Origin of the sequence: Kouleothrix sp. (assembly GCF_046328425.1) — a bacterium.
Taxonomy (GTDB): Bacteria; Chloroflexota; Chloroflexia; order Chloroflexales; family Roseiflexaceae; genus Kouleothrix.
This window is the reverse complement of the sequence record NZ_JAXLWP010000024.1, coordinates 1-21,536: the sequence shown is the minus strand read 5'-3', so window position 1 is coordinate 21,536 and position 21,536 is coordinate 1. Positions and strand designations below refer to the sequence as shown.

The window sequence follows — 21,536 nt, the reverse complement described above, 5'->3', positions numbered from 1 at the left end:
CGTCATTTCAAGATACAGCGGAGAGCATATATGGCAAGAATGTACCCCTCTAGGCTTGAGATAGATAACAAAGATATTCCACTGTCGGAACACCGTGTATTCGGTGCTCTCCGCGATCAGCTAGATGACAGCTTCTCAGTCTTTCACAGTGCTGCTTGGCTTGGCAAGGGGGATCGTAATGAGTTGAGCGATGGCGAGGCTGATTTTGTAATCGCGCACTCTAAATTAGGCGTCCTGGTGTTAGAAGTAAAAGGCGGAACCATTCGTTATGACTCCAAGCAAATCGGGAGATCTGGGCAAGGGGTCTGGTTCTCTAAAGATTTCTATGGCTCAGAACACTTATTAAAGCGCGATCCTTTTGAGCAAGCAAAGCGCAGTAAGTTTGCACTAGTAAAAAAGATAGCAGAAATTCCTGGTTGGGAGCACAGGAGATTTGCTTTCGGACATGCCGTTCTATTTCCAGATGTCTTGGTTGACATTTCCCCCTTGCCCGCGAAAATAGATAAAGATATGTTGCTTGATGGGCGGGATATGGGAGGTTTGGCTGAACGTATCAATGGCGTATTCCGCAGCTGGCGTGGAGATCACACTTTAAGTCCGCTTGGTGATGATGGAGTAGCCCTCCTTGTTTCTCTAATCGCCCCCTCCTTAGAAATGAAGTCGTTGCTTGCCTCGAGAATAGGGAATGACCAAGCGCAAATCCTAACACTTACAAAACAGCAATACAATGTCCTTAACCAGTTGCGTCGTAGACGAAAGGCTCTAATTACAGGTTGTGCTGGGAGTGGTAAGACTGCACTTGCTGTCGAGAAGGCAAAACGTCTTGCTCACGGCGAAGGAATGCGAGTGTTACTTACATGCTATAACTCACGCTTAGCTGATTCGCTCCGTGTGGAATTTGCACAATCGCCTAATGTTACAGTGGCAAATTTCCACACTCTCTGCAGTATGCTTGCTAAAGAGGCTGGTATCTCCACAGAGAGACCGCAAAGCATGACAGATGGGGAGTATTTTGATGACTTTCTCCCGGATCAACTATTCACCGCACTTGATAAACTCCCCACAAGACGATACGATGCCCTGATAGTTGATGAAGGCCAGGACTTTCTGCCGAATTGGTGGGTTCCACTAGAGGCGCTTCTTGTTGATAATCCCATATTTTATATTTTCTATGATGACAATCAGCGACTCTTCACTAGCCTGGAAAAACTTCCACTACAGGTAGAAACTGATTGTCTAGATATAAATTGCCGGAACACTCAAACCATCCACAACGTCGTCAAAAATTTCTACATAAATCCTGATGCCCGGTTCATTTCTGCTCAAGGCCCTGCTGGTGAGAAGGTTGAAGTTTACACCTATAAGTCGCCGGAGGCGGAGGAACAACTGCTATCTAATGCTATTGAGCAACTGATACAAGAAGGAAAGGTGCAACCACGCCAAATTGTTGTATTGACAAGGTATAAGCCTCAACGTCTAAATTGGCTTAACAAGACGATTGGTGGGGCTGTCTTAAGAGAGACGCCTCGGGGCAATAAACAGATACTTTGCTGTACGATACACAGCTTTAAGGGTTTGGAGAGCCCGGTCGTTATCCTTGCAGGCCTCGGCAAGCTAGAGAATATCGATGACGAGATCGAAGGTGCAGAAGATTTGGAGACAATACTCTATGTTGGTACATCAAGAGCAGTTAGCCACCTAATTATACTGTTGCCTCAGAACACGCCCCGCGGTGTGCGAAAAGCCTTTGAAGGCTAGGCTCTGTACGCCAACCCCTTACAGCCCGAGGTGTAGCGGCAACACTTAGCCTGTTTATGCTATTTGTAATATCGACACTACCTGTCAAAAACAGGTTGGCGTACAGAGCCTAGGCTAGTCGAGCAAGTGGCTATAGTTCATCAAGGCTGTTTTGTAAGAGCTTGGTCCACACCCAAAATGGGCGGCGCTCTAGATCGAAAATGGAAGGGAAGGCCATTCCACTCACACTTACTTGTTGGCTGAGGGGGTGCCGTGGCTCGACAGTTATACTCCTTCCGTATAATGCAACTTGAGCTTTACCTGGCGCTACTAGCTGAAAACTTGAACCAGGAATAGCGAAACTCTCCAGCCGTTTTAGCGCTTGCTCCATATCCTCCGTGGACAGAGCTGGCAGTTCGCCATTTAGAATAAATCGCAGAGCATCGGCAGCCAAACGACGATCTAGAAGTGGATGAATTCTCTGATTTGTGTAGTCGAGGAGGCAACTATAACATGCCCCACTACAAGTGCAACTTGTGCATATTTCTAGTGCTCTAATAAGAACTGCTCGGAGTGTTGGCTCATCCGCAATAGCCCGTGCGTATCCTGCACCATTAGGTAAAGTGTCATATAGATAGACTTCTCCGGTCAACCCCGCGCCCGTTGATAGTTGCCAAGGTCGCATACCCATAGCTAGCTCAGAAGGATCGATTTGCAGCTCTGCTGCGGCCGCACGCAGCAGAGCTGCACCCAATGACAGCCAGACTGCCCGCCCAGCACTAGTTCGAGGATCGCCTGCGTAACCAGTTGGCAAGTTTAGACCGAGCAGGGCAACATCGGTACGAATACTGTGTAGGAGTACAGCTCGCTGCTTAGGTTCACCACGGCAGAAAGAACCTTCTGGCGAGTTGTGTCTCTCACGTTGTGCTTGGAGCCCTCGACCACATGTTGGGCAGATCCAAAAACCTATTTCCTGCTTGTCTGGGCCGCGATTAATACTGTACAGATTGCTGGACTCATGTACAGCAACCCATAGGCGATCATGGAATCCAAGATCGCCAGTGTCGACGCTTTCCCCGATTTCGAGCTGAGCAATCGAAGCATATCCTGCTCGCTCTTGCTTTCCACCACGATACTTTTTCTCCTGCGCTCGCCAGTTGGTACGAAAACCGGGAGGTCGTATAGCATACGCAACACGTCGGGCGTCGTGAGGGGCTCCACAGGACAAGCATCGCGGAGACCAAGGTTGAGCAGACTGTCCCTGAGAGTTTAACGGCTTATATTCAACTGCACGACATTCTGGACAGGCATAAAACTGACCAGTAGGTTCATATGGTCCACCCTTAAACCTATCATAGATCCCAACGACTTGATATTCTTTTCCATCCACTACAAGTTCTGCACCGGGTGCAAATTCTGACAATGCAATCTGGAGATCCCGGCTTACCTCATCTTCAATTTGGTACTTCGCTGGTTTACTACGATGAAGTGTTACAACATCAACAGGAAAAGCATAGCGTGGCAACAGGCCCGAGTTGATCATGATCTCTAGCAACTCTTCATCGTCTCGCTTGTCTGAAATGTCCTCTTCCATGTGGTCTGGCAGTTCTGCTAGCCAGGTACGAATTTCTTCTGTTGACGCGTTATGATCGAGGATCTTGTAAGCAACCTCGATGATTGGCTCAACGAAAGTCGAGTCGGTCAACACAGAACGGAGACGAGCAAGGGCTCCATCGGGTACTGCTTTTGCATCTCCGACTGTACCAAATGCTCCCAGAAGATTGTTTGATTGTAAATCTTGCCCAAACTGATGGAAGAATCGTTGTAGTGTAAGTGCTTGAATGTGGCGGCGCGCGATAACCTTATTGTCAAGAGGAATGATAGGTAGGCGTACTGGTCCACTGACAATTTGTGCTACATTCCCAAAATAGTACTGATCATGGCTTCTTTCCTGTGCGTAGGTCATTACTAGTGCGACACCATCACTGCGCCGACCTGCTCGCCCTGCGCGCTGTTGATAATTTGCAACAGTAGGGGGCATATTGTGCAAGCCCACGACTGTTAAGTCGCCGATGTCTATTCCCATTTCCATTGTAGTTGTAACACTGAGCATATCAACACGGTGAGCCTGTGGGCGTTCTCCCTTGTCGTTTAGGTTTCCCTTTTCGTCGCGAAGTGGGATAAACTGATCCTTAAAGTGACGCTCGCGAGTAGCGGCGTTCTCGCGGCTAATTTGTGCTGTGTGTTCTAGCACCCGCAGAGGAAATGGGTCGCCAAAATCGTTCTTTTTATCGCGAGCATAACTTACGAGCTTACGATAGTAGTTACTCTGCTGCTCAAAAAGTAGGTCTAGGTTCTGTTGCCTTGTTTGATTTTGGCAACGCAGACAGACTCCTCGTACGCTTTCGGCACTAATATAACCGCAGGACTGACAAACTGCGACTTCATTCTGTAAAGGGAGCAGTCCTAACCTTCCCAGAGATATAGCGCGACCTGGCTGAGCAACACCTTGAGGCGTTACTAGGATTTCAAGCTCCGTCAATGCTTCCCATAATTCATCCATGAGTCTCGCCAACACTACTGTTCCTCGCGGTGATGGTCGGTTGACAACTGCTCCAAGATAACGAGTTAGCCGATTACCTCTTTTTAGATCGGCATTCCAAAAAAGTGCCGTATCGCTCTTTAATGCCTTGCTATTGACGACAGTCCGTTTTTGCCAATCTTCTACAAGATCGGGATGCCAGTCACGAGGATCTCCACCTATGGGTAACACGATATTTTCCCCAAGCAGAATTCGCATTACTGAAGCAGTTAATGCGATAGTTTCTGTAATCGTGAATCCCGTTAGTGAAACTCCATGTTCTTCAAAATGAGCAAGTAAATTCCTTCCATCAGCGTCTACTGGGAGCCAGCGTGCTAAGCCTAGTGCCTCGACACTAATACGGCGATCTGTTACTTCCCTCCGAAGGTAGTCTTGTAGAATCGGATGAGCGATCCGATATCCTTCCTGCTTATTCTCGGAGTAGTTATTCCAGAAACCTTCTTCTTCTTCTAAGGTAGGGTCAATGCCGCGTTGTGCACAGTAGTCAATCATCCGGTTGATAATATCGGAGGCTGGATACGGCACATTTAGGCTTTGCTGTTGCTGATCATCAAGTAACAGCATCAGTATCTGCCTAAACAAGTCGCGGGTGCGCTGGAAATTTAGATGGCCAACAAGGCGTGCCGCTTCTTGTCGTCCATCAGAAAATGCCAAGGCTTTTCGCCCACGGCTTGGATTGCCGATCTCTTTCTGGGTCGTCTTCTTTGCACCAAGTAACTTAAATCGAGACTCTTTTTGGGGCTGCTCAACGGCTATCGCTGATATAGCTTTCTTTTCCCTTGGTGGTTGTGTGCGGAATGCTTGCTCCATTAATACGGCAAAAGAAGGAGGGGTTGCTGTGTGGAAAGGCTCAACTGGATTACGCCCCCCGCCAGCAGATGCATTACACCTTGGGCAGCTATGGGGAGCTCGTTTTATCTCTGTAGACTTAGTTGATTGTAATTTTTGTGACTGCTGCGGCTGTGGTGGCTGTTCCCACACGACTCGTGCACCGATATCTGTCGCAGAACAGATACCACTTGTATAGATTGACCTGTGACCAGCAATCCAAGCTTCCTCGCTTTCACTATCCGGGTTTGGCTTTTCTAGTGCGATTACCTGATATGCTTCATAGTTGCGAAAAGGGAACTCTAGATCATCACCCGGATAAGGCCAGAGTTGCTGCTGTGCCTGTTCTTCTGGTAATCCCCCAAGGAAAAGTAAGCCGCAAATTCTGCAGGATAGTAGCTCGAGAACACGAGCTCCACACTTGCACCAAATTGCAGGTTCTGAGTATAGTTTGCCGCAGGGTCTATTTGAGTGACGAAATTGTGCATCTACCTGATCACATTCTGGGTTTAAGCAGGCCCAAATGCCCGGCAATCCACGGTACATCAAATGAACACGACTCGGAAGGAGTGGTTGAGCATCATCCGTTGTATCCGGTTTAGCGAGAACTCCAGCAACAAGTAGCCCAGATGTAGCTGCTTCGGCATCTAGAGAAGAACTGACATTCCCCCAAAGTTGTTGCGCCAATATATCAAGGGCAACGGCTTTTCGAGCAGTTAGTCGACGAGCATCTAGTAGTCTCGGATGCTTTAGCAGTGCGTGATAAAGTTGCTCTGTTGGATCGAGTTTTTTTACTGGAATACGCAAATCCTGGAGTAATGATGCGACAGATGATGCAAGATTCGCCTCTTCCGTTATGTCGTTCTTTTCGATAGAAGATTGAAAGGTCATAAACGACGTTAGTTCATTGCTAGTTGGCGAAGGCAAATCTGTGGAGACTTGCTCCGTCGTTGCCGTCACGACGTGAAAGCGCTCCATCGGCTGACCAAATAGGTTAGAGGCGAATTGCCGAACCTTTGCCAATTCTTCTGGGGTGTTGCCCAAACTAGCGCTAGTAGCAATGCAACGTACTTGGTCTGGTGTAAGCTCTAGCCGCTCGAAAAGACGACGAATGAGATATGCTACTTCAGCCCCTCTTGCCCCGCTATATGTGTGAGCCTCATCTAGCACAAGTGTAAAGCGATGATTTGTGCGATCAGCTGCAAGCCAATCTCTAGTTCGCGAAAATATCTCGGCTTCTATTGGACGGACAAGCATGTATTCAAGCATCGAATAGTTGGTAACAACAATGTCAGGGGGAGCCTGCTGCATATCCCACCGGCATAGCATTTCCGCGCTGTCAGGTCGTGGCCATCCTCCCGTCGGTCGGAGCTTAGGACCAATAGCTTGCCAGTTCTGCTCAATAAGGTCGTAATCTTTTTCCCAATTGGCGCGTCTTTTACCGTGCTCTGGGCTACCTGGAATAGGCGTCTGGCTAGTGTATCGGCCAAAGGTGATTAGATTGCCATTCAGGTTTTTCAACTGCCAGTCTTGCGCTGCCTCTCCAGTTAATGCTTTGCGAAGTCGGCTAAGCTGATCATTAACGAGCGCATTCATAGGATATAGAATCAGTGACCGCATGGCTGCTGTCCGGCGTTCGTGTTGTCGGCTGTGCTGCCACTCGCCCGAACTGCCACTCTTGACCCATATACCACGCTTTGCATTACCTTGCGTATGTGGCCAAGGAGTTCTCAATGCCTCGCGGAGGATGTCAGCGAAAATTGGCAGATAAAAGGTTTCAGTCTTTCCCGAACCAGTACCAGTGGCAACAATTAGATGTTGAGGATTGCCATTTTCATCCCAGGCTAGCTCAAGAGCATCCTGTTGGTGCTTATATAGCGGGTATTTTGGATTTAACAACCCTCGGTTGGCAAGTTCAGCCAATTCAGAAGGTATTGAAGGATGCCGGAGAGCATTTATTAGCACCCCCTCAACGAATCGCGGCGTGGTTTCAATGAAGGGCTGTTGGCTTATTACACTAGGGGCACGCAAGAGAGCGGCTCGCTCTTGGATGATCGCTGGGTTCGCTATTCGATAGGCAGTTTCCAGATAACTGCAGAGTGCTTCACGGAGCTCGGACTCCACGAAGAATGGACTATGTATCATCATCGCCTCCTAGTGATTTAGCTGGTAACCGGCAACCCTTCGGCCCACTGAAGCCCGAGTCGATCTGTAAGCACACGACGTATTGTAGGTGTCATGGCGTGCTCTACTTGCAGTCGCATTCTGTTGTGGATTTTTTCAGGAGGAGTAGGTGCAATGAGCTTGAGCCATTGCCAAAATATAGAAGGCAAGCCCAATGGAAGCCAGATATAGCCTTCTTGAGCTTGCCAGTATATAACTCGTGACTGGTAGTCTGCATCGAGCCTAAACCGCCAGAGCAAGGCTTCTTGATAGGTTAATGGTACGAACTGCGTGTTGTAGAGGCAATACAGATATCGCTCATTCCTGTTTTGCTGTTGGGCACCATCAGAAGTCCATCTGACCAGCGGCGATGCTGTGGCATTTCCAATGTTCCACGGTCGCCAGTTATTGCCATTTTTGGCACTAGGGTCATATATGTGAAACATTCCATAAGAAAGCGTCGGCTGGTTTTGCGGTAGATCGGGTTCGTACAAAGTGTTGATATGGGGCAGTAATTCCTCTAGCTCCTGGGCGCCAATAAAGCGCAACCCAGCCTTACTCAGCAAGTCACGTTGGCTGAGTGTTATACGCAAGGTGCGCTCTACTCCTGAGGCAGGATCGAATTTCGATGGTTGCACTAATGTATGCAAAACATCAATATTATACTGTCGACAAACTAACTCTGTGGATGGGTGACCATAGAGACGCACAAGTACTTCCTGATTTCCAGTACTACCAAAAGCGTATGCAGGCACACAATTAATTCGGCCACCTGGTTCACGCTGAATGTGGCCCTGGCTCAAGAACCAATCAAGTGATACATTAACCCATGATCTGACTTTGTCAATATCTGGGGAAAGAGGCAGCCAGTTATGCATCCAGGTTAGGAGTTGATGTTCTCGACTTCCTGGATGTGCAGCGATAATTTGCAGAAGTTGTCTGGGAAACAGTCTCCAAGCTTTGTGCTGAATCGCTGTCGTTTCATTCTGGCTTGCAATTGACACTGTCTAGGCCTCCTGGATCCAATGTACGATAGATAATAGCGCGTCCTGGTAAAGTATCACCTTCTTAATCTCTTGATTGGTCAATTTACTGTTATGCACTGAAGAAAGACAGTATGTAAGAGTATCAATCGCTTGAGACAAGCCCAAGAGCCAAGTGCGTTCATCCGCGAAGCCCGACTGCTCAAAGTAATTGTAAAGTTTGTCTTCTAGTAGAGAAGTAATCTTATCCGGTAAATCATCAGCGCTCTCTGCCACAATCGCTTTGAGGTGACGTGCGACGGCGCCTAGCAGGTCGCAACCATCAAACCGTGCAGCAAGGTAGACTCGCATGTCCCGTCGGTCAGGTATTCCCCTGCTATTTAAGCACAAGACCCCGACTTTACACAAGTGCTGATGTGAAGAGAAACTGTGTCCCGGGAGCACAACACGGCATTGAATACATACGCCCAGAAAATCCCGCGAGCGCAAACGAAGAATTACTTCTCCTTCATCATCAACAATATAGAGTTTTCCATCTGGCCAAGCATAATGACGTCCTCCTTCTTTGATCTCGCGAACGTCAGTTGTTAAACAAGCATGATTAATCATATGCTTGAAGCACGACAGATCGTCCGGGATAAGAACATTTGCATAAGGATTGCGTGAACTATCTGCTGGAACCCATTCGCAAAGGGCGAAAGGGACATCAACTCCCATTTGCTGCCAATTTTGTAATCTTTCCACTTTGGCTGTCGTTGAAATGTCTTCCCAAGTGGCAATGGCAAGTTGTTCAAACTCCTTACGCCCAAGTAGTTGATACAATTGCTGTCTTTGAACGAGGTGATAGAGGTCAATCGGTAAAGGAATTATCGATATGAATTTGACAATGTCCTGCCACTGTCGTAATGACGGGCCTATTGGTCGAGCAAGGAATGGAGTCGAGCAAACGCTGACCTCAGCGATACGCTTAGCAACTAAAGCCTCGGGCTTTTGCCCATTACGTTGAGCACAAATTATTATCCAACAAGCTTCCTTCTGCCTGGTGGTTATGGAGGCAGTCGCAATTCCATCATTGCCTATCACCATGTTCTGAGACCAAACCTGGTGATTCCATGGTTGAGGGCCAAGAACAAGAGCCAAAAGTCGAACTGGGGATTTACGCCGCACCTCGACTATTACATCCAAAATATCAGGATCGTTTGGGCGGAACGCAGCTTCAATGGCATCTGGCAGAATAATGCGCTCATCTGCAAGACACTTAACCACAGGACTCACGGGCAAATTATTCCATAACAAGCTAATAGATATATTGCCACTGCTCAGGGAGGACAGTACTGTTTCGCGCCAAGGTAGTGAGACGTTTCCTGTGTCGCCTAAGTGAATGAGTTGCTGCTTCTGCTGACTCCCATTTGTGCCAAAAAGGGTCAAATCGGCGAATGGCCAGGCCTGTATATTCAGATTACCCTCTATGAGGTGTCGATACGTCGGTTCCTTAATTTCCTCGCCTTCAAAAGTCACATTCAGCATACCTTGAAGTCGTAGCGGATGGACAACTGACATCCCTACTTCTGTGTACCATTGTGCGAGAGTGTTATCTCCTACGCGAACACGGTGACGTTGCCTCAATGCTTCTGAAGGCAAGGGTGGGTGTAAGATGTAGTGTTTTGGCTCTTGTTGTCTAGGAAGCGTTGTGGTCTCAAGCACACGAAAACTCTTGCTGTTCTCTTCCCATCGCTCATAAATTATTGTTAGCGAATCATCCCATACACCTTGAACCTGAATTAGTGGTGGGTCAACCGCGTCATATCGCGGCGCGTTACTCATTTGAAATATGTAACCGCCAACGAGGGATATCTGAGGTTGCCATTGCAACTCAAAGCCCGGTAAATCAAGTGTTTCCGCCGCATTATTTAATGCTTCTACAGAACGTCCTTGTGCAGGCGATAGGTTTGCGATTTGAGCTAGCACTACTTCGTAGCTAGTCCACTCGCCTTTGAGCATGCCGCAAGACTGCTGGTATTCAAACAAGATGTCACACTTTTTACGAGCCGCCTCAGTTGTATATTTAGGTGGGAATATAATATAGTAACTATTTCCCGGTTGCCATTGTTGAATTCGTCGTCCATTGTTGCCGTCAAATACAAGAGGCTCATTGGTCAGGCGAGGAACTCTTATCAGTTGAACTTCATGTAAGCCGATAAGCTGTCCACTTTCGGGTATCTGTTTTTTTCGAATGGGAAGCACAAAGGTGTGACGTGATCCTGTAGCATCAGGCTGCCCTAAGAAATCGCTGTTATCCCAGCGAACAATAAGGGTGCGACAAGATAATGCCAATTGAACAGTTAAATGGAATTCTAGTTGATTCTCCGAAGCGTTGAAGAGCAAGGTAAATCGATTAAACTCGCCCCTGTCACTTCTTGCAATGGCTTGAAAATCCTCAATAGGCTGCCCTGCGAGAAACTGTTGTGCTAACTCTCCTGTAATTGCACCGCGTTCCCCATCAAGCAGTATTTCTGTAAATGTTTCGGATTTATGCTCAGAATAGTCGAGCCAAGACTCAAGTTCGAAGAGGAAGTTGTCCAAATAATTGCCGTCCAGGAGTAATTCAAACTCTTCCTGGTTGTATCTTTCTGCCATGTCCTTGCGAAATTGCAGCAGAAGATGTTTGTGATTCATCAACAGGCCAGCATGTGAGAGTGGCCACTTGATGTTGCGCTTGCCTTGGCGAGGTCGGAAAAGTTTACCTTTGGTGCATCCATAAATCCGAAGCCACTGTTCTGTCAATATTGGAGCCAGTTCAACCTGCAAACGTTGTAACGGCACCTTCTTATCGAGAAGCACCTCGTGAAAAACTGGCCAATATCTATTTTGTCCAGCACCTTTTAAAGCAATATATCGCATTACATAAAGAAGTACTATTCGTTCTTCATCTGACAAGTTGTCCAGATTATGCTTGATCCCCACGACAGTTGGGTGCATTGGATGATCAAATAGACGCCTCCTAAGTGCGACTAGCAGTTCGGATGCTTCATCTTCCGTTAATTCTTGCTGCCCTTCACCTGGCAAGAGAAACCAAGGTGAGGGCAGATTGTCAAGACTGCGAATTTCTAGTGCAGTCCAGATGCGTTGTATCCAGCGAGCAAGTGACATTGATGTTACGATTGACTGTAGCTTTGAGATTACTAGACCCAGAGTTTAGTGAGAACAAGCGTTCGTATGTCAGTGCGAAGCTACTTGCACCAAGTATACACCTTGAGCACTACCAAGAGATGACTGTCAGGTGAAAAATCAGATCGGGAGAGAAGTAAATGGATACTGGTCGTAGAGAGCCGTGCTTGTACAACTCTCCCTGGTTGGTAGAAGGTGTCGAGAGGCTCTGTAGTACAGCACGGTTTTCTGAGTTGTGATCACCCAATAACCGGTTTACATCCTGTTGGTGAGACTCGTGTCGAGAAATGGCTCCTCGCACCAGATCTTTCTGTTGGGTCCGCGCTCAGCCTGAGTAGATATTGTAGTAATAGACTCATATAAATTTCCCTTATACGAGTCTATTCAACCCGCCCACCGTCGTGTATACTGGCAACACATGTTCTGGTATTGACGGCGTGGAGGGCAGGTATGGATGGGTTGCCAGCGCTCGGGGGACTGCCGACCGCCGATGATGGGGCGCAGACTGCGCTCGTCCCCAGCCAGGGGATGCCGGCTGCGCTCAGCCAGGCCGCCGCAGCGGCCGACCGCGCCGCGTCGTCGGCGCTCTTCGCCGAGTACCGCCGGCAGCTTGCCGCCCGCACGCGCAGCGCGCACGACCAGGACCTCGCCCGCTGCGCGCTCTATCTGGCCGATGTGGGTGTCGCCGTCGGCGCACTGGCGGCCGAGCCGGCGGCCTGGGCCGGGTTCACCTGGGGCCTCGTCGAGGGCTTCAAGCGTTGGATGTTGCGCGAGGGCTACGCCCTGGCGACACTCAACCGGACCCTGGCGACAATCAAGTCCTACACGCGGCTCGCGGCGCAGGCCGGCGCGCTCTCCGCTGAGCAGGCGGCGCTGATCGCCGCAGTGAAGGGCTACGGGCGCAAGCAGGGACGCAACCTCGATGCGGATCGGGCCACCACCCGGCGCAGCGCGAAGAAGCCCCAGGCCGTCAGGCTCTCGCTCGCCCACGCGCGCGCGATCAAGGAGCAGCCCGGCGATACGCCGCAGGGCCGGCGCGACGCGCTGCTGATCTGCCTGCTCCTCGATCACGGTCTGCGCGTCGGCGAGCTAGCCGCACTCACCGTCGGGTCGGTGGATCTCGCCGCTGGCACGCTGACCTTCTACCGCGAGAAGGTTGACCTGACCCAGACCCACCTGCTCTCGGCCGCCACGCTGCGCGCCGCCCTGGCCTACCTCCAGCATGACCGCGCAGGCGCTGCTGCAGAAGAGGCGCTCCTGCTCGGTAGCCGCAGGGGTGGGGAGCTGCACGGCACGCTTGGCGTCCGCTCCATCCAGGCCCGCGTGCAGCTGCTCGGCGTGAGCATCGGGCTCAAGCAGCTCTCCCCACACGACCTGCGCCACTGGTGGGCCTCGGCGGCGATCGCCGGCGGCACCGACCTGCTCGCGCTTCAGGAGGCCGGCGGCTGGGCCTCGCTGGCCATGCCGCGCCGCTACGTCGAGCGGGCGAAGATCGCGAACGAGCGGGTGAAGCTGCAGATGTAGACAGGTACGTTATGCGAGATCATGATCAGGCCGAAGCGGTGATCTTTTTCGCAACGCCGGCAGCATTCGAGGCCTGGCTGGAGGAACACCACGCCTCGGACAGGGAGCTGTGGGTCGGCTACTATAAGAAGGATTCTGGCCAGCCCAGCATCACCTGGCCCGAGTCAGTCGATGAAGCGCTCTGCTTTGGCTGGATTGATGGGCTGCGGAAGACGATCGACGCGCACCGCTACCGCATCCGCTTCACGCCGCGCAAGCCTGGCAGTAACTGGAGCGCGGTCAACGTCGCGCGGGTCGCGGTGCTCACAGCCGAGGGCCGGATGCGCCCCGCTGGGCTGGCGGCGTTTGAGCGCCGGCGCGATGAGCGCACGGCCGTCTACTCCTATGAGCAGCGCCACGAAGCGACGTTTGATGCGGCGTCTGAAGCACAAGTCCGGGCCAACGAGGAAGCCTGGGCCTTTTTCAGCGCCCGTCCGCCCTCGTATCGCCAAGCGGCGATCCGCTGGGTGATGAGCGCCAAGCAGGTGGAGACACGCCAGCGGCGCCTGTTGGCTTTGATCGCGGACTCAGCTGCCGGGCGGACGATCAAGGAGCTGACGCCCCCGAGCAAACGGCGCGCTGCGACGGAACCGTCCGAGGAGGATGGGCTGGGATGACGCCGCGCATCTACACCATTGGCTACGCCGGCTGGGCGCCGGCCGCGCTGCGCGATCATGTGCTGGCGCTGGGCGCCACCCTGGTCGATGTGCGCATCGCGCCGACCTCGAAGTCGCCGCAGTGGCGCAAGGATGCGCTGGCCGTGCTGATAGGCGCGGCGTACCGCCACCTGCCGGCCCTGGGCAACCGCAACGCTTTCACGGGCGGCCCGGTCGCGCTGAACGACCCGGAGCGTGCGCTCCAGCCGATCGCTACGCTACTGGAGCGCGGCCCGATCGCGCTGCTCTGCGGCTGCGCCGACCCGCAGCGTTGTCACCGCAGCGTCGCCGCGGCGTTCCTGGCCGAGCGCTTTGGCGCTGAGGTCGAGCATATCCTCGCGCCTGAGCGACCGGCGCGGCCAGACGACCAGCTGCGACTGCCAGGGTGGGAGTAATGTACCACGTTGGCTGAGAGTACAGCCACGTGTCGTTCAACGGGAGGAAATGCTATGGCGCTTCGGCGCATGGACAACGTCGGCATAGTGGTCGAATCCCTTGATACCGCCATCGCTTTTTTCACCGAGCTTGGCATGACGCTCGAAGGGCGCGCCACGATCGAAGGTGAATGGGCCGGGCGCGTCACCGGGCTGGGCCACCAGCAGGTTGAGATCGCGATGATGGTCACGCCCGATGGCCACAGCCGGCTCGAGCTCTCGCGCTTTCTCACCCCACCGGTCGTCGCTGATCACCGGAACGCCCCGGTGAACGCGCTCGGCTACCTCCGAGTCATGTTCGCCGTGGACAACCTCGACGAGGTGCTCGCCAGGCTCCGCACGCGGGGCGCGCAGCTCGTTGGCGACGTGGTGCAGTATGAGGACTCGTACCGGCTCTGCTACATCCGCGGGCCTGAAGGGCTGCTCATCGGGCTCGCCGAACAGCTCGCGTGACGCGTTCCCGCAGAGGCGTAGAAGCACACGTGACGTAACAGAACGCCTGCTGGAATACGCTGCTCAACCAAGAGAGAGATGGGAGACCGATGACAACCACCGATGGCCGCTCGCAGCTGCGCCGAAGCGGGCGCGAGATGGTGATGCCGACCCAGGCGCTCATGCTGCGCTTCCGGATCGAGCTCCAGGAGAGCGACCCGCTGATCTGGCGCGAGATTGAGGTGCCCGGCGACTACACCTTCTGGGATCTCCACGTCGCCATCCAGGATGCGATGGGCTGGCTCGACTACCACCTGCATCGCTTCACGATGCCCCACCCGCGCACGAAGCAGGAGCGGGTCTTCGGTATTCACAATCTGAGCCAGGATTGTGACGACCCGCCGGGCTGGGCGCACCAGGTCGCTTCGATGTTTACCTTCCGCAACGACACGGCGCTCTACGAGTATGATTTCGGCGACGACTGGCGCCATACCGTGCGGCTGGTTGATGCCGTGCGCCGCGACTTCAAGCTCACCTACCCACGCTGCGTTGGCGGGGAACGGGCCTGCCCACCAGAGGACTGCGGCGGGATCCACAGCTTTGGCGAGATTGTTGCCGGCCTGGCGACCAAAACCCTTGATAAGGATCTCCGCGCGTGGCTGCCCAAAGGCTATAACCCGGCCCGCTTCGACCCGGCCGCCGTGCGCTTCAGCGACCCAGCTCGGCGGCTGGCGTACAGCTGGTATGGCGACGCTGAGGCGGGAGATGACCCGTTTGGGGTGTAGGCCAGCGATCACGCGGCGATCCAGCGTTCTGCTGACCACCCTGCTCTGTGGACCAGGCGTGCCCTCGGCAGCCTGTGTCGCTCAGCCAGCGCCCCCAGATCGTCGCATCCCGCAGTAGCCGACCAGCAGATGCCACAGGTCACCAACCAGGGTGTGCCGCAAGGCGGCCTGGCCCTTGCCGGGGCCGTACCAGGAGAGCAGATCATCGACCAGCTCGTGGACGGTGAGCCATTGGATCCGCCGCGTCGCGAGGAGTGGGCCAAGCTCGCTCCGGGTGGTTTGCTCAAGCGCGTGAACGACGAACAGCCGATCGAAATCGTCGCTTCCGAAGATCTGCACGGCCTTGTCGAAATGCTCCTGGCGGAGCATCGAGAAGTGGGCTTTTTGCGCTTTCGGGATCCAGCTCCCATCGCCGAGGGCGGCCACATCGGCGCGTAGGCGCTTCGCGAAATCCCTGCCGCCAGAGTCAAAGTCGTGTTCGTCCTTCGTCTCGATGATCGCCCGTGTGATTGGGGTGCCGTCAGGAAGCTGCCAGGGCATTCCATCAGGCCGCATCGCAACAAGGTCAATATCGGAGTTGCCGTAAGGTACCCGCACAGCGACGGACTCGTCGATCAGGCAGCCGTGGCGCGCCTGGAGCCAGAAGCGGGTGAGTTCGCCAAGGGCGTTGCTCCGTGCAGCCATAGAAATCTCCTCCGCCAATCAAATCAAGGTATGGCGACGACCAGCGCCGAGCCTTTACATTGTGCGCAATATCGCTCTGGATGCCTCAGGCTTAACGTGAAGTATCTGGCCTCACTGCCCATCATGCTTCCCCTCAAGATAGCCATCATCCCAGCGAATCTCCATGGGTCGGTTGATTCCTGGGAGCGGTAATACACCCGCCTCCGCCTCGACCGCAGTGCGCTGTGGGTTTGAAAGGCGCCGCCAGAGTTGGATGGTGAGCACATGCTCGGCGCGCCGCCAGGTGCCAACGATCGCACCGTCGACGAGCAGGGCGCCAGGCCAGACCCGCGACGTCCACAGCGCCCGGCGTTGGCGCTCCTCGGGAACCAGGAGTTCGCGGTCAGCGCCTTGCAGTAAGAACCAGGTATCGCCGCTCGGCAGGAGCCGGGCCGGGGCAGGTGGGCGGGCCGCCGCGCTGAACAGCGGCTCATCCTCGCTCAGGATCCACGCCTCGCCGAGCGGCGTGCGCACGGGCGTCAACGACCTATCGAGCGCCGCAAAGGCCGCAATGCCGCCCACCGGCCTTATGCCAGCCCAGGTCGCGAACGCTTCAGGCGTGGCGGGGCCGAACACGTGCAGATACCGCCGGGCTAACTCGAGGCGCGCCTCGTGTGGTTCCATGTCCGGCGCCGGCACATTCCAGATCTCGGGCTGGCGTGCGCCATCCCAGCGCATCACGACCGTGCCCGTCGGCGCGGCGTACCGCAGCCGGTTCGCGTCCTTCTCACCCATGGCGCGCGCCGCCTCACTGAATGGCATCCGTGCGCCGGCCAGCACCGCACCCAATCGGGCGGCGATGTCCTGCGCACGCTTGAGCGGCCCGGCTTCATCCGGCAACCTGCCGAGCGTAAAGACCGCAAGGTCGCGTTGGGCGGCGACATAGGCGCTGAAGCGGGGTCCCCAGACCTGGACCAGCGACGGATCCTCCCAACTGGCGGGCTCGGCACCGGCCATGCGTGCATGGATCGAGAGCAGCGCGGCGCGTGGCATGCTGTCCTGTAAGCCCGCCCATGCGGCACGCCGCAACGCGTCCTGGCCGCGTGGCAGCCGCTCATCGAGGGCCGCAACACGGCATCGGAATGCGAGGATCTGCGAACGGGTGAGATCCAGCCTGGTGGTCATGCGCGACCTTTCTCCACCTGCCCGGCAGCATATGCGGCGTGCCGCGGAGTTCCTGGCCGATAGACTTGGCGCCGAGGCGAGCATATTCTCGCGCCTGAGCGACCGGCGTGGTCAGGCGACCAACGGCTGTTGCCGGGGCGGGAGTGACGTTCAGAAAGAAAAGCTTCAGTCTCAAGGCAAAGTATCGCGCGCGGTTCCAAATCGAAATTCCTCATACCGGCTATGTAGTAGCCAGTAGAAGGAGATCTGCCCTTCTGCAAGGTGCTCCAGGTCATCTTGGTCAATGACCACACAGATACTACCATCCTCGTGAAAGGCACGGCGAATGAGTGATCGCGCTGCCTGTTCATCCTCCGTCAGCTTACTTCCGGTTACACTGCGGGAAGCAAAGATGATCCCGAACGGGGCATGGACCATTCGCATTCGGTGCAAGAAGTAGCCAACGCGCGCCACGTCAACAGGTTGAGCGTAATTCTTGCACTCGACGAGAATATAGCGGCCGAAAAGGTCGGAGATGATCGTCGGTTGCGTGTAGACGTTCGCAACAACAATATCGCTCTCGAATGCCTTGTCAGCGCTAAGAAGATTCGCCCGAGGTACACAGCCAGGCAGCAACGAAGTGAGGTGTTGAGCGATGGCTTCCAACCGATCGCCCTTTTCCTTTGGAGTAATCTGTGCACCTTGGGCTTGAGCCTCGGACAGACGTGCCATCAAGGCACGTAGATAACCCGGTGATATGGGGAATTCGTGTCGGGTCGCATGGAGCGCAACTTGCTCGGTATATGCGTCGCGTCCTTCAGACGCTCGCATCAGCCGTTGCACGACCTCTTCGGGAAACCCACATGGTTGTGACCAGTCCTCGCCGATCGATTGTGCGCACTCATGAGCCAAGAATCCTAGCTTGCGAGCAGCCGGTGCGCCAAAGCCAAATGTTGCTTGCGCCATCTGTAGCGCAGGCGAGTCGCTCATCCCACTTTGGATATCATGAATTGCTGTGAGGAGTGCCCAGCGAAATGCAAGCCCCGGGTCGCCTACCCAGGCAAATATCTGTGCAAGCCAGAACGTGGGGGCTGCGAGAGGGTAGCGGTGCTTTGTTCGCTGCTGTTCTATGCCGAGTGCCATCCACCAGTTCTGTAGTATGAGGTGGGCAAGATGTGGTTCGCGAGCCTGAAAGAGCAGATGAGCGACTTGATTGTAACGGTCATGCGCAATCTTCCACTCTGATCCGCCACTATGGTAGTCACTAAAGCAAGTTATCGGCATGTGCCGATCGGCAACCTGCTGTAGTTCCCGACTAAGGTCCAGCGGCAGGATACTACGCTCCTGGACTCTTCTACGCAGATCAGCCAGCGAGTCATCGAAGGAAAGCTGTGCATTCATTATCGTTCTCAGGTAGCCGACTTGCCTCAAACTCACGCCATTGTAACATCGGGCTCTCTGGTGGTATAGTTTTCCCCGATCAACATAAAAACGCCGCGGCAGCCTGAGAGCTGCCGCGGCGTTTTTATGTTGATCAGGTGGTGACGTTCGTCTCACGTAACTTGCGAATGTGGAGATTCGGCGTTTAGAAGCGCCGGGTAGCAGGGTGGCGTTACCGCCACCCCGCCCCCTCAGAACCGTGCGTGAGAGTTTCCCCTCACACGGCTCAAGCCTCTCGCTCGCCCCGTGTGGGACGCGACTTCTCAACGTACAACCCCTGGCTATGCACCTGATGATGGCAGTTGGGATGCAGCAGCACGCGGTTCTCGTCCCGGTCTAAGCCGCCCTTCACCTTCCACACGATGTGGTGGTTGTGCCACCCCGTGAGTTCGGTGATGAGTTGCTTACACACCGGGCAGAGCCCGTCTTGCTCCTTCCAGAGCCGGAGGATCTGCCGCCGACCGCGCAGCGTGGCCTCGACTTTGACCGCCAGACGCCGCTCGAAGTAGGGTTCCCACTTCGGGTCATAGGGGTTCGCCTCCGCTTTCACCTTGGTGTGTCGCTGGATTGGTATACGCCCGATTTTCCGGAGCGTGTAGTCCTTGCCGTTGACCTCGCCGTGAAAGACCCAGCGGTAGTTGCCGACAGTGCGGAAGTACTTGTCCGCGATCCACCAGCGACTTCGATTGGGATGTCTCCGTTTCGCCCAACGCCAGAGCGTGTAGAACAGGGCACTGTCCACGTAGCTGAAGACTTTCTTGCTCACTACATGCCGGTGGTAGTTCGCCCACCCTCGCAGCAGCGGGTTGAGTAGCAACACCAGATTTCCGGCCGGCAGTTGCGGGTGGGTCTTCACCAGCTTTCGGACCTTCGCCAAGAAGCTCTTGATATTCTTCTTGGAGGGCGAGATAAAGAGCTTGCCCTGATACTTGCGTACCGTCTGGCCCAGAAAGTCGAACCCGCGTTCGATATGCGTGATGCTGGTCTTCTCTGGCGAGAGTTCCAGCCCCCGCTCCCGCAGAAACCGCTCAATGAGCGGCTTGACCTCGGTTTCCAGAAGCTCTCGCGAGCGTCCAGTTACGATGAAGTCGTCTGCGTACCGCACGAGATTGACCTTTGCCTGTCCACTCCGCGCGTTCTTGCGCGGGTAGTTCGCCAGGAGCAGACGCTCTAGGCCGTCCAGGGTCAGGTTAGCGAGCACGGGCGAGATGATCCCGCCTTGCGGTGTGCCCTCCTCGGTCGGGTAGAACGCGCGGCGCTCCATGAACCCGGCCTTCAGCCATTTCTGAAGCATGGCGCGCTCCGTGGGGATATGCGCTAGCAGCCAGTCGTGACTGATCCGGTCAAAGCACGACTTGATGTCCCCTTCCAGCACCCACTGCGCGCGGTCCTTTCGCGCAAGTGCGGTGAAGCACTGCTCGATGGCGTCCGCAGTCGAGCGACTCGTGCGAAACCCGTAGGAATTTGGGTCCGCCGTGGTCTCGGCGATGGGGTCGAGGGCGAGCAGGTAGAGGGCCTGCATCGCCCGGTCCCGCATCGTCGGGATGCCGAGGGGTCGTTTCTTGCCGTTACTTTTCGGGATGTAGATGCGCCTGAGCGGCCGCGGGCGGTACCCGTGCTGCCGCAGCGCACCGATGGCCGTTGCCTTCTGCTCCGGGGTAGACCAGGTCTCCCCATCCACCCCGGCGGTGCATTTGCCCCGGTTTTCGGTCACTCGTCGCACGGCAAGGGCTTTGCCGCTAAACGAGCGGGTGAGGAGGCGTTGCAAAGCTTTGACCTTGCCCCACCGCCCCTCCTGAGTAGCCTTCACGATACGCGCCTGGAGCCGACGCACATTGGCGTGAACGTGCTCCCAGTTGATCTGGTGCCAGTTCACGTCGCGGTGGGAAGCTGCACCAGCAGGGGAAGCTGCTGTCATCTGCTTTGCCTCCTTGGTCGGTTAGTCAAGCTTTCTCGTGATGAGAGACCATGCGGAAGTCTGCCCGCTTTCGCGTGGGGTGATGTTGCCTGCTGGCGCAACCCCTATCCGAGCGATTACAGCCCGGCGTTCGCTTGCTCCGCACTCCTTTACCCGCAGCCCCATCGGTTCGCCTTACGGCGGCCTACCCCGAGGGGAGGACTACGGGCTTACCGTGTTTGATCTTGGACAACGTGGATGGGTTAGGTCCGCTCTGTTCGCCGGTGGTGGCTATTGTCCATGACAGGGGAGACTTAGATACCCCTGTACCGCACCACGGTGCCATTTTGGCCCAAGCCAGTCAGCGTCTTTGGCTTGTCGAGAGTCACGACGTTTATCGAGCGTTCGCATCTGCTGACCGTACCATCCGACCCTAGCCCCTATCCGCCTGACGCTGGCAGAAGCATCATCTCCTCACGGTTTTGATGCCGGTCGAATGACCGCGGGATACGTTGTTCGCGGGCTTCGCACGGTTGCTCATGCTTCCGCACTACCGCGTAGGGTACTGGTGATGGAACACCAGGCTCCGTCCACCTCCTTGTGTGGAGCAATCGTCCAAGCCACTTACCACGTCGCAACTAATCCCCTTTCTCGCATCGAAAGCCATTTGCCCTTCCCCAGGATGATATGGTCAAGCACGTCCGTGTCAAGGAGCTTGCCTGCCTCCACGATCTGGCGTGTCACAAGGACATCCTCCGGGGATGCGTCGACCGCGCCGCTGGGGTGGTTGTGGCAGACGATGATGGCCGCCGCGTTGAGCTTGATCGCCTCGCGGAAGACCTCGCCGATGCGCACCATCGATGAGTTCAGGCTGCCCTGGTAGACCCGGTGGACCTTCAGGACGTGGTTCTTGGTGCTGAGGCACATCGTCCAGAGCTCCTCCTGGTCGAGCAGGCCCATGCGCGCCATCAGGAAGGCGACGGCGTCGGCCGGGCTCTTGACCTGGTCGCGCTGAACCGGG

Annotated in this window: 14 protein-coding genes; 6 read left to right on the top strand and 8 right to left on the bottom strand. The window is 54.9% G+C overall.

The window, feature by feature from the left end; all coding sequences use genetic code 11:
- Positions 1 to 30 precede the first annotated feature (30 nt).
- Entirely contained in the window at positions 31 to 1,758 is a 1,728-nt protein-coding gene (locus U0177_RS20725; protein ID WP_409572572.1) for an NERD domain-containing protein, read from the top strand.
- 130 nt (positions 1,759 to 1,888) lie between these two features.
- On the opposite strand, the gene U0177_RS20720 is transcribed toward U0177_RS20725, so the two are convergent.
- From U0177_RS20720 to U0177_RS20710, 3 genes are read right to left on the bottom strand one after another with little or no spacing between them, the layout of a single operon-like run.
- Positions 1,889 to 7,315 carry a DEAD/DEAH box helicase gene (locus U0177_RS20720; protein ID WP_409572571.1) on the bottom strand — a complete coding sequence of 1,809 codons (5,427 nt, stop codon included), beginning with the start codon at positions 7,313 to 7,315 and terminating at the stop codon, positions 1,889 to 1,891.
- 14 nt (positions 7,316 to 7,329) lie between these two features.
- Positions 7,330 to 8,334 carry a hypothetical protein gene (locus U0177_RS20715; RefSeq protein ID WP_409572570.1) on the bottom strand — a complete coding sequence of 335 codons (1,005 nt, stop codon included), beginning with the start codon at positions 8,332 to 8,334 and terminating at the stop codon, positions 7,330 to 7,332.
- Positions 8,335 to 8,337: 3 nt separating this feature from the next.
- A complete protein-coding gene (locus tag U0177_RS20710; RefSeq protein WP_409572569.1) occupies positions 8,338 to 11,463 on the bottom strand; it encodes a hypothetical protein in 3,126 nt (1,041 codons plus the stop codon).
- 468 nt (positions 11,464 to 11,931) lie between these two features.
- Here U0177_RS20710 and U0177_RS20705 point away from each other — a divergent pair, with 468 nt between their 5' ends.
- The 5 genes from U0177_RS20705 (at position 11,932) to U0177_RS20685 (ending at position 15,351) form a co-directional block, all read left to right on the top strand.
- Positions 11,932 to 13,005: a tyrosine-type recombinase/integrase gene (locus U0177_RS20705; RefSeq protein ID WP_409572568.1), complete on the top strand. Its 1,074-nt coding sequence runs from the start codon at positions 11,932 to 11,934 to the stop codon at positions 13,003 to 13,005.
- Between the two features lie 11 nt (positions 13,006 to 13,016).
- A complete protein-coding gene (locus U0177_RS20700) occupies positions 13,017 to 13,661 on the top strand; it encodes a YdeI/OmpD-associated family protein (RefSeq protein WP_409572567.1) in 645 nt (214 codons plus the stop codon).
- Positions 13,658 to 14,095: a DUF488 family protein gene (locus tag U0177_RS20695; protein ID WP_409572566.1), complete on the top strand. Its 438-nt coding sequence runs from the start codon at positions 13,658 to 13,660 to the stop codon at positions 14,093 to 14,095. Before U0177_RS20700 ends, U0177_RS20695 begins: the two co-directional genes overlap by 4 nt.
- 54 nt (positions 14,096 to 14,149) lie before the next feature.
- A complete protein-coding gene (locus U0177_RS20690; protein ID WP_409572565.1) occupies positions 14,150 to 14,587 on the top strand; it encodes a VOC family protein in 438 nt (145 codons plus the stop codon).
- Between the two features lie 89 nt (positions 14,588 to 14,676).
- Positions 14,677 to 15,351: a plasmid pRiA4b ORF-3 family protein gene (locus tag U0177_RS20685; protein WP_409572564.1), complete on the top strand. Its 675-nt coding sequence runs from the start codon at positions 14,677 to 14,679 to the stop codon at positions 15,349 to 15,351.
- 81 nt (positions 15,352 to 15,432) lie between these two features.
- Here the strand turns inward: U0177_RS20685 and U0177_RS20680 are convergent, their stop codons facing one another.
- The 5 genes from U0177_RS20680 to U0177_RS20660 all read right to left on the bottom strand — a co-directional run.
- Complete coding sequence (locus U0177_RS20680) at positions 15,433 to 16,035, bottom strand: hypothetical protein (protein ID WP_409572563.1); 603 nt, start codon at positions 16,033 to 16,035, stop codon at positions 15,433 to 15,435.
- 111 nt (positions 16,036 to 16,146) lie between these two features.
- Entirely contained in the window at positions 16,147 to 17,199 is a 1,053-nt protein-coding gene (locus U0177_RS20675) for a DNA glycosylase AlkZ-like family protein (RefSeq protein WP_409572562.1), read from the bottom strand.
- 171 nt (positions 17,200 to 17,370) lie between these two features.
- A complete protein-coding gene (locus tag U0177_RS20670) occupies positions 17,371 to 18,579 on the bottom strand; it encodes a hypothetical protein (protein ID WP_409572561.1) in 1,209 nt (402 codons plus the stop codon).
- Positions 18,580 to 18,844: 265 nt separating this feature from the next.
- On the bottom strand, positions 18,845 to 20,536 hold the full coding sequence (gene ltrA / locus U0177_RS20665) for a group II intron reverse transcriptase/maturase (protein WP_409572560.1): 1,692 nt from the start codon (positions 20,534 to 20,536) through the stop codon (positions 18,845 to 18,847).
- A gap of 603 nt (positions 20,537 to 21,139) precedes the next feature.
- Positions 21,140 to 21,536 (bottom strand): RadC family protein (locus tag U0177_RS20660; protein ID WP_409572559.1); only part of this gene is annotated, 397 nt, incomplete at its 5' end.

What these genes read in the sequence shown, in the direction of transcription:
- U0177_RS20710 (WP_409572569.1), bottom strand. Translation starts at nt 11,463, where the DNA reads ATGTCACTTGCTCGCTGGATACAACGCATCTGGACTGCACTAGAAATT.
- U0177_RS20690 (WP_409572565.1), top strand. Translation starts at nt 14,150, where the DNA reads ATGGCGCTTCGGCGCATGGACAACGTCGGCATAGTGGTCGAATCCCTT.
- U0177_RS20675 (WP_409572562.1), bottom strand. Translation starts at nt 17,199, where the DNA reads ATGACCACCAGGCTGGATCTCACCCGTTCGCAGATCCTCGCATTCCGA.
- U0177_RS20670 (WP_409572561.1), bottom strand. Translation starts at nt 18,579, where the DNA reads ATGAATGCACAGCTTTCCTTCGATGACTCGCTGGCTGATCTGCGTAGA.
- U0177_RS20700 (WP_409572567.1), top strand. Translation starts at nt 13,017, where the DNA reads ATGCGAGATCATGATCAGGCCGAAGCGGTGATCTTTTTCGCAACGCCG.
- ltrA (WP_409572560.1), bottom strand. Translation starts at nt 20,536, where the DNA reads ATGACAGCAGCTTCCCCTGCTGGTGCAGCTTCCCACCGCGACGTGAAC.
- U0177_RS20685 (WP_409572564.1), top strand. Translation starts at nt 14,677, where the DNA reads ATGACAACCACCGATGGCCGCTCGCAGCTGCGCCGAAGCGGGCGCGAG.
- U0177_RS20720 (WP_409572571.1), bottom strand. Translation starts at nt 7,315, where the DNA reads ATGATGATACATAGTCCATTCTTCGTGGAGTCCGAGCTCCGTGAAGCA.
- U0177_RS20725 (WP_409572572.1), top strand. Translation starts at nt 31, where the DNA reads ATGGCAAGAATGTACCCCTCTAGGCTTGAGATAGATAACAAAGATATT.
- U0177_RS20705 (WP_409572568.1), top strand. Translation starts at nt 11,932, where the DNA reads ATGGATGGGTTGCCAGCGCTCGGGGGACTGCCGACCGCCGATGATGGG.
- U0177_RS20695 (WP_409572566.1), top strand. Translation starts at nt 13,658, where the DNA reads ATGACGCCGCGCATCTACACCATTGGCTACGCCGGCTGGGCGCCGGCC.
- U0177_RS20680 (WP_409572563.1), bottom strand. Translation starts at nt 16,035, where the DNA reads ATGGCTGCACGGAGCAACGCCCTTGGCGAACTCACCCGCTTCTGGCTC.